The following is an 11,965-nucleotide window of genomic DNA, read 5'->3' on the forward strand; positions in this document are numbered from 1 at the left end:
CATAAACGTCCCAACTTCAAATTTCTTATGAAGGTCAAATTGATCTGTGCAGCATTGTCTGCAGTTACATTTAATGTATTAGCGTTACCCTCTTCGTATGGTCAAAATGTATATACCACCAAAGTAGAAGTAAATTATACGCAAGTATCTCTAAAGATGGCTTTACAGGATCTGAGCGAAAAGTCAGGATTATACTTTTTTTATCCATCTAAGGTGGTTGCTCAGTTTGCAAATGTTTCAGTTCCTACAAAACAGGGTACTGTTTCAGAAATATTAGATGAGCTATTAGTAGGAACATCTTTGGAATTTGAGCAAAGTGGTAAAAATGTTGTTTTATCCTTAAAAGAAACAAGAACTGCATTTAAATCTCAGCAAAGAGATATTAGTGGTATAGTCGTGAATGAATCAGGGACTCCAATTCCTGGTGTAACCATTGAGATAAAGGGTACATTCAAAAATACCAATACTATCAAACTATCCACAGCTACCGACCAGCACGGTCATTGGTCTTTAATTGTACCAGAAGGAGCTACATCTTTGTTGTTTAGTATGATGGGATATGATTCGCAATCTATAAAATTGGATGGAAAACCAAATTACCGAACTGTTCTGAAATTAGCCGATGCTAAAGAAATAGAGGATGTCGTAGTAACGGGGATATTCACGCGCTCGGCAAATACTTATACAGGATCAGTAACGAGCATAAAAGGTGAAGACCTAATCAAAGCTGGTAATACTAATATTATTGCGAGTTTGAAGAATATCGATCCCTCATTTATGGTAGTTGATAATCTTTCTGCTGGTTCTAACCCGAATGCTACGCCAACTATTCAAATGCGTGGTCAAACTGGCTTCTCGGATATCACTAGTGAGCAAAATAATCCAAATCAGCCCTTATTCATTTTAGATGGTTTTGAAACTACGCTGACGAAAATTTTGGATTTGGACATCAATCAAGTGCAATCTGTGACTTTATTGAAAGATGCGACAGCAAAAGCGATGTACGGTGTTAAAGCTGGTAATGGTGTAGTCGTTGTAGAAACGAAACGTCCAACTCAAGGTAAATTGCGAATTTCTTATAATGGAAATGCCAATATCGAAGCACCAGATTTGACAAGTTACAGTTTAGCTAATGCGACTGAGAAAATCGCTATTGAACGTTTAGCTGGATTATATACAGCGCAGGATGGAAGCATCTTGACACAAATTGCTTTAGATAAAACCTTGTCTGAAGTTTTGAAGAAAATTGAGATTGGCGTCAATACGGATTGGTTGAATCAGCCTTTGCGTGTAGGACTGAGTCAACGTCATTCCTTACAATTTGATGGTGGTGATCAAAGCTTATTGTATAATGTCAATTTGATGTATAATAATGTAGCAGGGGTCATGAAAGGTTCGGATAGAAGAACATTGAGTGGAAGTCAGACTTTAATCTACCGTAAGAACAACTTCCAATTTCGCAATAAATTGGATATAGATAATAACAATAGTTTTAACTCTCCTTATGGAACATTTGATCAGTTTGCATTAATGAATCCATATCAACCATTGGTGGATGAGTACGGAAATTTACAACGTTATGGTATATATGGCTTGCGTAGTCAAGCAAATCCACTTTGGAATGGATCGGTGAGTACAGAGGATAAATCAAATTATACAACGATTACCGAAAATTTCTATGCAGAATATCGTGTGCAGCCTCAATTAAGATTGACCTCGCGTTTAGGTGTACGTAAGAATATCACTGGTTCGGATAATTTCAAACCAGCTTCGCATACTGATTTCTTCTCGTATTCTGCGGACAATCTTTATAAAGCTGGCCGCTATGTACGTGGAGAAGGAGTTGACAATTCATTGTATTTGGACTTAGGTGCTGATTATAATTTTTCGAAAGGCAAACATCAGTTCTTTACCAACTTTATGGCGAGTTTAGCCAATTCTAGTTCTGATACTAAAAGATATCAAGCGGAAGGTTTCCCAAGTGAAGATTTAAAACACATCGCTTCGGCAGTAAGTTATTATGGAACAAAACCTATCGGTGAAGAATTTATAATTCGCTCTTTAGGTGTTATTGGATCATTGAATTATTCTTATGACAACAGGTATTTATTTGACGGTAACTACCGTTTGAATGGTTCTTCAGAATTCGGTGCTGATAAGCGTTGGGGAAGTTTTTGGTCTACAGGTCTAGGTTGGAATGTTCATAATGAAGGTTTTGCACAAGAATGGGATTGGTTATCAATGTTGAGATTGAGAGGTTCAACAGGTTTTACCGGTACGCAAGGCTTTAGCACATTTGATGCCTTATCTACTCTGAAATATTACACAGACAGCCAATATGATGGTAAGATAGGTTCATTCTTACAAGGGTTAGCGAATCCTGATTTGCAATGGCAAAAGAAATATGATAACAACTTTGGTGTCGATTTCTCCATCAAAAATGGCGTATTATCAGGTCGTTTTGAATTGTATGAAGCGACGACAAAAGGGTTAATCACTACAGTGACTACACCACAATCGATGGGTTTCACTTCGATGGTTGCAAATCTAGGGGAGGCCCAAAACAAAGGTTTTGAAGCTTACTTAACATCAAAAGTTTACAACAATCCAAGCGAGAATAGTTTTGTAAATATATTTGCTTCGGTAGCATCTAATGAAAATAAGCTAATCAAAGTAGCAAATGCCTTGAAAGCTAAAAATGAAAAAAGTGATAATGATTTAAATAATGATGCTTCGCTCACTTCACTTGCTGTTCGCTATGAAGAAGGTGCATCTATGAATGCTATTTGGGCAGTTCCTTCATTAGGTATTGATCCAGAAACAGGTCGTGAAGTATTCTTGAATAAGGATGGTTCAAAAACTTATAGCTGGAATAGCCTGAATCAAGTGGTAATTGGAGATTTATTGCCTAAATATTCGGGCAACTTCGGTATCAATGGTGAATATAAAGGTGTTGGATTTAGTACGACATTCACTTGGCAGCATGGAGGTCAATTGTATAATACGACTTTGTTAAATAAAGTAGAGAATGCAAGTATTTACTCTAATGTGGATACACGTGTGATGAGTAGCCGTTGGTCAAAACCAGGTGATGTAGTCCAATTTAAATCCATAGCAGATGAATCGTACACACAACCTACAAGTCGTTTTGTGCAGGATAACAATATCCTAAGATTGGCTACACTAAATGTATATTATGATTTCCGTCATACTGGATTCTTAAAGAAAAGTAGATTGGAGCGTTTGAGAACAACTTTCTATATGAATGATGTATTCACATTATCATCGATCAATATAGAAAGAGGTACAGAGTATCCGTTTGCGCGTACTTTCATGTTCTCTATTCAAGCAGGTTTTTAACAGTTAAACATATAAAAGAACAGTAATATGTTAATGAAAAAGATATTAGTGGGATTGGCGCTTACAGCAACACTTAGTTCATGTGAAAAGTGGTTTGACGTAAGACCATCGTCTATTGCGTTGGCAACGCAACATTTTGAAAGGGAGTCAGGCTTTAATGAGCAATTGATAGGTGTATATACGAAGATGGCCTCGTCTAGTCTTTACGGTGTTAATATGAGCTTTGGCTTTGCAGAGGTCTTGTCTCAGAATTATGATTTGAATAGTGGTAATATTTATTATCCTACAGCGCAATATCAATACAATAATGCGGATGTAAAATCAAAAATTGAAACTATATGGACAAATTCATACAATGCTATTGCGAATTTGAATGTCATGTTGGAACATTTTGATAAGGTTTCACCAACAATTTTCTCAGGTGATAATTTTAGTATTTACCAAGCAGAAGCATTGGGATTACGTGCGTTTTTGCATTTTGATTTGTTGCGGTTATTTGGAACTTCCACTGCTGCTGGAGGTGCAAATATCGCAGGGATTCCTTATGTGAGTACATATTCAAATGCTATTACACCGATGAGTACAAATGCAGAAGTCATTTCAAAAGTTAAAACGGACTTGTTAAAAGCATTAGAACTTTATGGAAATATTGATTCGAATAACCAAAACAGATTCAATAGATATGCGGTACTGGCAACTTTAGCGCGTGTATACCAATGGGAAGGTGATTTGGATAAAGCCAAAGCGACTGTAGAAGAACTGCTGCAGAAAGACGATCTATTTTATTGGGTTCATTATACGACTATGGAGTCTCAGCATGAGTACGAATGGGACAAAGTATTCAGTACAGAAGCGATCTTCCGCCTCTCCATAAAAGATTTGGATGATGTGGTTAACGAATATTTCGTTACATCTGCAAAGGCTTCACAGTTGTTAAATATATCAACAACAAAGATGGATCAAATTTTTGAAGTAACTTCTAAAGGTTATGGTGGTGATTATCGCTTTCGTAATAATTATCAATTCTTTGGGTCAACACAATATTTCAGCAAATTCTATCAATTCGAAAATAGCAGGTATAAAGATTTATTGCCTTTGATACGTTTGGGGGAGATGTATTTGATATTAGCGGAAGCAGAATTGAAAACAGACAAAGAAGCTGCGGTAGAGAGACTTAATACAATTCGAGAGCACAGAGGTACATTGGGAAATACACCATTGGAAGCAGCTAATATGACAGAGGCACAGGTGCAAGATGAAATCTATAAAGAATACCGTAAGGAAACAATCGGCGAGGGCCAGCTTTTTTATTACTATAAAAGATTGAATAAGGAAAATATCCCAGGGGCGGCTGTCAATCCAAGAAGTATCTATAAGTTGCCTCTACCTGATAATGAAATTGAGTTCGGTAATAGATAAAAAAGGAAATGAATAGATTATATATTTTAGGGATAATACTCCTACAATTTGCATTTTTTGCGTGTAAAAAGAATGAAACACATACCTGGATAGGAGAAGATTACGGTCGAATCGAAGGCCCAAAAGAATGGACACTTTCTACAGATTCTATTCGTTTTAGTTTTGCTACCTTCCAGAGTGTAGTACAGGATTATGAGTTTTTAGCCAAAGTGTATATCACAGGAAAAGTAGCTGATTTTGATCGAAAAGTAGGGATTTCTGTCGATACAAAAGGTACTACCGCTGTTGCAAATCAATATGAGATCCCATCGACAGTTGTTATTCCCAAAAACGAACACTTTGCAGTATTGCCTATCAAAATCAAAAGAACAGCTGATTTGGCACAAAAAGCGGTTCGATTGAAGATTACATTAAATGATCGAGAGGAAATAAAGCCAGGCACTACTGATTGGAATAATTTGAGTATTATTTGGTCTGACATCTTAATGAAACCTAATAATTGGGATAATTTAACTGAATTTTTCAAAGATTACAGTGATACCAAATATCGATTTATCATTGATATCTTACAAATTGCGGACTTTACGTACGGACAATCAAATGGTATGACTTGGGGAGAAATGAACAACTATAGATTGCAGGTTATCCAAGCATTGCAAGAGTACAATGCAGCGCACCCAGGCAATCCATTGACTGATGAAAATAATCAATTGGTAACTTTTTAATCGGGATTATGAAAAACAAAATAATATGTTTAATCGCATTGATTTCTTTCTTCCATTCTTGTATGAAGGATAAAGGAAATTATACCTATAATTTTGACTTAGAGCCAGAACTTACGATCGATACTCTTCCCGGGCAGATGCCTGAGTTGTATAAAACATGGGATGTAGGTGCTAAAATCACTTATGAACCAAAAGTAGAATACAAAAATGGCAATGAGAAAAACTTGACTTATACCTGGTTTGTAATGAATTATGTATACAGACAAGAACAGGTGGGTAATTCTTTGCAATATCCTGCTCCAGATACAATTTGTACCACGAAGAAATTGGACTATCTAGTGGATTTGACTCCAGGTAATCAATATCAATTGCATTTAACAGTGCGTGATACGGTAACAGGAATTTCTGTTTCAAAACAGTTCTCCAGTTTCCTGCCTATTCCATTGCCAGACGACAATTATTCAGGCTTATTCTGTTTGTATGTGAAAGATGGAAAAACAGATATAGATGTGTTGCAATCACCACGTGCTATGATTCTAGGTTCTAACATTTATAGAAATGTATACAGTAAGAGTAACCCAACAGCTCCATTGACTGGAAAACCAGTGATGTTGGAATACTCTTATACAGGCAGATGGTTTTACATCTTTACGGAAAATCAAGGCTTGCGTGTAGCACCTACAGGTTTGCAGGTGATGGATACTTGGGAAAATGGTATGTTTTATAATGCACCGACCACTTATAAACCTCAACGTTTCATGTCTTTAAATAATACAGATTTCTTGATTAATAATGGGAAGCTACATGTATTATATGCTTCCATCGCAGGAGATCGTAAATTTGCCAATCCCATCATTGAAAGCGGAGAGTTATCTCCATTTTTAAGTTCTTCGACGATAAATACGTACAGACCAGTTACAGGGGCTATTTCAGCTTACCAAATCGTATTCAACAAGACAAAAGGTGCATTCCAACCGTTCTATAATAAAGGTGTAAACTTTGGTCAATTCAATTCACCAGCTCCTGATGTGTTATTTAATGTCAATAAAGTAGAAGGTAATCCGGTATATATTAATACGGTTAATGGTGGCGAAACAGCAGCGATAATGAAGTTAAATAACGGTAAATATATGTTGAATGTAGCGCGTTTCTATGACGTCGTAGACGATGGCAAATTGACTAGATATTATAAACCATTGGACGGATTACAAGATTTGGCCAATGCCAAAGTATTCGAATCCGGCTTAGGTGGTCCAGCTATTTTTTATGGTGCAGGCAACAAAGTTTATTCTTACTCGTATACTACTGGTCAAACGACCTCTAATTTGATCTGGGAAGGAGAAGCTGGTGATGAAGTGACTTGTATGAAAATTTTACCTACAGGCGGTTATCCTTCTGGTGGTCGTGTCCTTTGGATCGCAGTATGGAATGAAGCTAAAAATGAAGGTAAAATCATTGATTGTGAAATCAATCCTGTTTCTGGATTATTGGAATTACAAGTTTCGGCTTGGGTAGGCGTAATGGAAAACCCGACTGTCACTACAGGTTTTGGAAAAGTAACACAAATGATGATCAAAACGATGTATGATTAATAGCTTGACTACTATTGATTCAATTAGATATTAAATTGAAAATATAAGATTATGAATATAAAATTAACAATTGCGCTGGTATTGACATCAGGATCATTGTTTGCACAAACAGCAACAAATCATGATGTAAAACGTATAAATGAAGTGGCTGAAAATGGAACGTTAGCTCAAAAGGAAGCATTAATTTCAGAATTGCTTACAGAAACTAAAAAATCGAAAGATCCAAACCGTTTGGAAACAATCAGCAATTATTTATATTATTTGGGTAGAGAAAATAGTTCAGACTCACTTCGTAATATTGTTGCTAAGAAATACCCGAAAAGCCAAATTGCGCGTTCGCAATACATCACGAATGTGTATTACAAACAAGAATCTGCACAAGCTAAAGAGAAAAGCTGGAAACAATTGATTAAGCAATGGCCTATACCGAAAACAGAGGAAATCAAAATTGCATACGACTATGTTTTAGGTGATTTGACAAGAACATTCGCGAATGAAGGTAATAAAGTGAAAGCATTGGAATATCTTGATCAAATGAATGAGCGTTTTTGGAGAGCACAAGGGTATATTCCTGTAGCAAATACTTTCTTGCAACAAGGAGATACGATTGCGGCATTGCCTTTGATTCAAAAATCAATAGAAGATGCAGAATACTATATAACTTTGCCAAAAGAACAACAAGACAATCGTTCTGGTTTTGCTGCAGTAGGTTATCCCGGATATGTATCTCAATTGGCAGATATTTACAGTAAGCAAGGTAAGCATGAGGATGTTTTGCCTTTAATAGAACGTGCTATAGCTTTAGCACCCAATAGTGCTTCTAACTTTAGTTCAGCTTATTTTAAAGCGTTACAAAATGCAGGTCGAAATTTGGAAGCCTTGCAGCAATTAGAGCTGATCTACAAAAAAGGTACGTTTACTTACAAACCAAATATGAAAGAGTTGTATACAGCTTTGAATGGATCTGACAAAGGTTTTGATGCATACATTGCCCGATTGGATAAAGATGTGGTGAAAAGTATACAAGAGCATATCGGCCAATATGCTACATCTCAGGCTTTACCAGATTTCGAATTATTGAATCTAAAAGGTGAGAAAGTATCTTTGGCAAGTCTTAAAGGTAAAGTATTGGTGTTGGATTTTTGGGCGACTTGGTGTCAACCATGTATACGTTCTTTCCCTGGCATGAAAGCCGCGCAAGATTTGTATTTGAATGACAAAGATGTACAGTTCTTGTTCATTAATACGTGGGAACGCGATAAAAATTATAAAGAGAATGTAGCAAAATTCATTTCTACAAATAAATATCCATTCCAGGTATTGTATGATGACCAAAAAGATCCTGAAACAGGTAAAGTATTAGCTGCTAAATTGGGGGTAAACGGTATTCCTGCAAAATTTATAGTGGATAAGGAAGGAATTATTCGATATGCCTTGACAGGTTCTTCATCTGATATTGATTATATCAAATTGGAAATGAAAGAATTGATAGAGTCTGTTAAACAACCGAAGAAAAGTTAACATTCAGTTATCTATATACTTGTAAACCCCAGCTGTATAACTGGGGTTTATTGTTTTAGAAAGCATAGCTATATCATAATTGTGTTAAAATATTTTCTTAAGGATAGAATACTATGAGAAGTGAAATAATTACAACAATTTTGTATTATTATAATATATCTATGATTTTTGAATATTCGAATTTTTATTCTCCATAACAAAATCTACGTATAATACATCTTGATGAATTAATGTATTTGGGCGGTGAGACTCTACTAAAACCATACAAGTTAGATTTCTATGCCCTATTATTTGTAAGAGAAGGGACGCTTATTTTAAATATAAATTACCAAAAATTGGAGATCAAAAAAGGCGAAGCCTTTTTTGCTGGACCAGGGCAGTTTCATTCGTTTACTGAATTTTCAGACGTAAAATGTATTGTAGTTTCTTTCACAGAAGAATTTTTACTGAAGAATGTTAAGGAAGATGCAGTTATAGAAAATTTTAAGCTCTTATTGAATTTTTCTCATGTAAAAAAATTGAAGACTGATACTAGTAATGTGAATAGTATCAATCATTTATTGGACGTTTTGTTTTTAGAAAGCAGAAATAGATTTGATCACCTCCAAACTTTTGTTTTACAAAATGTATTAGCTGCCATACTTTATTTATTCGAACGCAGCAACTCCAGAAATGCTCAACCTGATGATGCCGATAAATACCATAAATTGGCACTAAATTATAAATTGTTGCTAACACAAAAACTAAAAGAGCATAGCAATTTACAGTATTATTTAGATCAGCTGAATGTATCCCAAAGTACTTTACAGCTAGCCACTAAAACTGTTTTTCAAAAATCTCCAAAAGCCATTTTAGACGAATTGCTTTTTTTTTGTGCTAAACGTATGTTGGCAGATCCTTCGAAACGCATACAGGAAATAGGCTACGAATTAGGTTTTTCAGAGGCGACCAATTTTTCTAAATTTTTTCTAAATATTTCAAAAAACACGTAGGAACTTCTCCTGAAACCTTCAGAAATTGTTATTTGCCAAGCAAATAGCCTTTTTATTCATTTGTAATCTCTATATCATCTTTTATGTAGTATCATTAAAAACTATTTTGTACCATGATTAAAATTGCATAAACAACTAATTTTGTCACATATATTAAATGCTTTAATACTATATGTTTCGATTTAGAGTGATACTAATAAAAATACGACCTTAAAAAGAAAGGTCTATTGAGATGAGAGAGGGTTAAGATGTATTTGTCCGTTTCCTACCTCTCGTCTTAAATCAGTCATTAAATAATCCGAACAGCATTTGTAAATGTTAAACAAAATTTATTTTGTTATGAAAAAATATGTTGCTCCTGTTGTACAGGTGGATGTTATTGAATTAGAATTATCTTTTGCAGCAGGCTCAGCAGTGGTATCTCCCTTAGGCTATAATGATGATCCTTTACAAGAGTCGTGGGAGGAAGAATCAATGGTGCAAGAATTTGAATGGTAATAAAATGAAAAATTATTTTATACATATTCTAGCTGTAATATTTCTTCTGCTCATATCCTGTGATAAAAGCAAAGAAAGTATGCAAGATGCTACAGCTTATGTGAATGTAAAGATTTCAGATGCATCCTATGCTAATTTCTCAAATTCTAAGCTAGGTAGTCTTTCTTCTAATAATACAGCAGAAGTAATTATTCCCTGGAATAAAGACATCGATGTCATTTTACGATTAAATAATAATGTGAATAATAAATTTGCTACTACAAGTTTGAATACAAAAGCTGTCCATACCATTGATAAAGATGTGCACTATCGCTTGCTTGTATTTAATTCTAAAAATGAATTTGTAGTCAGTAAAGATTATGTGGTAGGACAGGAATCCGGAAATGGTATCCCTTATCTAGTACGGAGAAATATAGTTTCATTGTGTATTCTTTCGGAGAAAAAAGCAAGCTTCCTGATATGAATATAAATAGTGGTGAAAGTATGGACAAGACTTTCTTGTCTCTTTCTTCCCTAAAAGATGTAATGTTGGATACACGAATCGGTATTCAATTATCTGTAGGGCAAAATAATTAGGATTGACTTTAAAACATCAATTTTCAGAAGTAAATGTCAAAATCAATACAGAAGATGTGGGAAAGGTTGAGGCAGTAGGCGATCTTCATATTTCTAATGTTTTTTCTTCTGCAGTGGTATATATGAGTAAATCTTCAAGTTTTCCGAAGAATGTAAGTTTTACAAGTAATTCTGTTATTCAAACTTTAGAGCCATTTCAGAAAAATGATAATGGAATTTATTCTAATTCCAATATTGTCTATGCTAATGGTGATTATTCCGAACAAAGTACACCAGCTGTTCCGCTGTAAAGTACACCAGTTTTTAACCAATAATTTGGACTTATTGCCACTGGATTTATAGTTCAAACTTAGTTATTTTTTATCTTTCTTAATGATTTTCCTTTCAAAGGTAATCTATGGGCACAAGCTGTCAATCTGTCCATTATAGCATCACTCAACGTTGGTTCATTAATGAAATCATACCATGCTTCTACCGGTAATTGAGAGGTGATTATTACGGAGCTATTTCCATATCTGTCTTCCAGTATATCTAATAAAGCCAACCTTGTGTCTGCATCAATAGCCTTTAGTCCAAAGTCATCAAGTATGAGTAACCTTTGGTTCGCACTAGTTTTTATCCACTTTAAATAGGTTCCGTCTAATCTTGCTTGAGTTACTGTATCCATAAATTTATTCATGGAAAAGTATAATGTTCTATATCCAAGCATACATGCCGACCGACCAAATGCACAAGCTAAATAGCTTTTGCCTGAGCCAGTTGCGCCCGTTATAAGGACATTTTCACCTCTAGTAATAAAAGTTCCATCTGATAACCTCAGGATTTGTTCACGCGTAATTCCTCTTTCGTTATTACAGATTATTTCTTCAGGAAGTGCATTGTACCTTAATCGACTAGCTTTAAGATATTTTTGTGTTCTACCATGGTCCCTAAACTCTACCTCAGCATGTACCATTGAGCCAATTAGTTCGTGTATGTCTTGTTGTTCATGTACGGGTAAAGACGCGACAGCTTCGTAACGTTTAGCCATTCCGGCAAGTCGTAAAAATTTGAGGTGTTGAATTGTTTGATCTATATTCATAATGTATTTATTTATATTTTCTGTTATTTATATTCATCTGCACCTCTAATATTGCTATGGTGAGGAATGCTATATTGAGGATTCTGATCACCGTCCTTTTCTAACAAGTCCATATTGTTTTCAATAATATTTTTAATAATCATATAGTTGAAGCGATGTCCTTTGAGCCCCCTTCGACAAGCATTTTCTATACGATCTGGG

General features: G+C 35.1%; 10 protein-coding genes. 9 read left to right on the plus strand and 1 reads right to left on the minus strand.

All coding sequences use genetic code 11. The features are described from left to right. Nucleotides 1–27: 27 nt before the first annotated feature. The 9 genes from H8B04_RS01220 (at nucleotide 28) to H8B04_RS01260 (ending at nucleotide 10,973) form a co-directional block, all read left to right on the plus strand. Nucleotides 28–3,360, plus strand: a complete 3,333-nt coding sequence (locus H8B04_RS01220) for a SusC/RagA family TonB-linked outer membrane protein (RefSeq protein ID WP_190301191.1) — start codon at nucleotides 28–30, stop codon at nucleotides 3,358–3,360. Nucleotides 3,361–3,393: 33 nt separating this feature from the next. Beyond that, nucleotides 3,394–4,779 carry a RagB/SusD family nutrient uptake outer membrane protein gene (locus tag H8B04_RS01225; protein WP_190301192.1) on the plus strand — a complete coding sequence of 462 codons (1,386 nt, stop codon included), beginning with the start codon at nucleotides 3,394–3,396 and terminating at the stop codon, nucleotides 4,777–4,779. A gap of 8 nt (nucleotides 4,780–4,787) precedes the next feature. Next, a complete protein-coding gene (locus H8B04_RS01230) occupies nucleotides 4,788–5,504 on the plus strand; it encodes a DUF4843 domain-containing protein (RefSeq protein WP_190301193.1) in 717 nt (238 codons plus the stop codon). A gap of 8 nt (nucleotides 5,505–5,512) precedes the next feature. Further along, the gene (locus H8B04_RS01235; RefSeq protein WP_190301194.1) at nucleotides 5,513–7,096 is read left to right on the plus strand and encodes a PKD-like family lipoprotein; all 1,584 of its coding nucleotides are present in this window, start codon (nucleotides 5,513–5,515) and stop codon (nucleotides 7,094–7,096) included. Between the two features lie 51 nt (nucleotides 7,097–7,147). Further along, entirely contained in the window at nucleotides 7,148–8,617 is a 1,470-nt protein-coding gene (locus tag H8B04_RS01240) for a redoxin domain-containing protein (protein WP_190301195.1), read from the plus strand. Between the two features lie 335 nt (nucleotides 8,618–8,952). Beyond that, nucleotides 8,953–9,609 (plus strand): helix-turn-helix domain-containing protein, encoded by a 657-nt coding sequence (locus H8B04_RS01245; protein WP_190301196.1) that lies wholly within the window; start codon nucleotides 8,953–8,955, stop codon nucleotides 9,607–9,609. A gap of 339 nt (nucleotides 9,610–9,948) precedes the next feature. Then, nucleotides 9,949–10,107, plus strand: a complete 159-nt coding sequence (locus H8B04_RS01250; protein WP_190301197.1) for a hypothetical protein — start codon at nucleotides 9,949–9,951, stop codon at nucleotides 10,105–10,107. A gap of 4 nt (nucleotides 10,108–10,111) precedes the next feature. Continuing rightward, nucleotides 10,112–10,570 (plus strand): hypothetical protein, encoded by a 459-nt coding sequence (locus H8B04_RS01255; RefSeq protein WP_190301198.1) that lies wholly within the window; start codon nucleotides 10,112–10,114, stop codon nucleotides 10,568–10,570. 115 nt (nucleotides 10,571–10,685) lie between these two features. Further along, the gene (locus tag H8B04_RS01260; protein WP_190301199.1) at nucleotides 10,686–10,973 is read left to right on the plus strand and encodes a hypothetical protein; all 288 of its coding nucleotides are present in this window, start codon (nucleotides 10,686–10,688) and stop codon (nucleotides 10,971–10,973) included. A 59-nt stretch (nucleotides 10,974–11,032) separates the two neighbouring features. On the opposite strand, the gene istB is transcribed toward H8B04_RS01260, so the two are convergent. Further along, nucleotides 11,033–11,764 (minus strand): IS21-like element helper ATPase IstB, encoded by a 732-nt coding sequence (gene istB, locus H8B04_RS01265; protein ID WP_190301200.1) that lies wholly within the window; start codon nucleotides 11,762–11,764, stop codon nucleotides 11,033–11,035. Nucleotides 11,765–11,965 lie beyond the last annotated feature (201 nt).

This window comes from Sphingobacterium litopenaei, assembly GCF_014692495.1.
Lineage (GTDB): Bacteria > Bacteroidota > Bacteroidia > Sphingobacteriales > Sphingobacteriaceae > Sphingobacterium > Sphingobacterium litopenaei.

Coding starts and splice junctions, on each gene's coding strand:
- H8B04_RS01220 (WP_190301191.1), top strand. CDS start 28: ATGAAGGTCAAATTGATCTGTGCAGCATTGTCTGCAGTTACATTTAAT.
- H8B04_RS01225 (WP_190301192.1), top strand. CDS start 3,394: ATGAAAAAGATATTAGTGGGATTGGCGCTTACAGCAACACTTAGTTCA.
- H8B04_RS01230 (WP_190301193.1), top strand. CDS start 4,788: ATGAATAGATTATATATTTTAGGGATAATACTCCTACAATTTGCATTT.
- H8B04_RS01235 (WP_190301194.1), top strand. CDS start 5,513: ATGAAAAACAAAATAATATGTTTAATCGCATTGATTTCTTTCTTCCAT.
- H8B04_RS01240 (WP_190301195.1), top strand. CDS start 7,148: ATGAATATAAAATTAACAATTGCGCTGGTATTGACATCAGGATCATTG.
- H8B04_RS01250 (WP_190301197.1), top strand. CDS start 9,949: ATGAAAAAATATGTTGCTCCTGTTGTACAGGTGGATGTTATTGAATTA.
- H8B04_RS01255 (WP_190301198.1), top strand. CDS start 10,112: ATGAAAAATTATTTTATACATATTCTAGCTGTAATATTTCTTCTGCTC.
- istB (WP_190301200.1), bottom strand. CDS start 11,764: ATGAATATAGATCAAACAATTCAACACCTCAAATTTTTACGACTTGCC.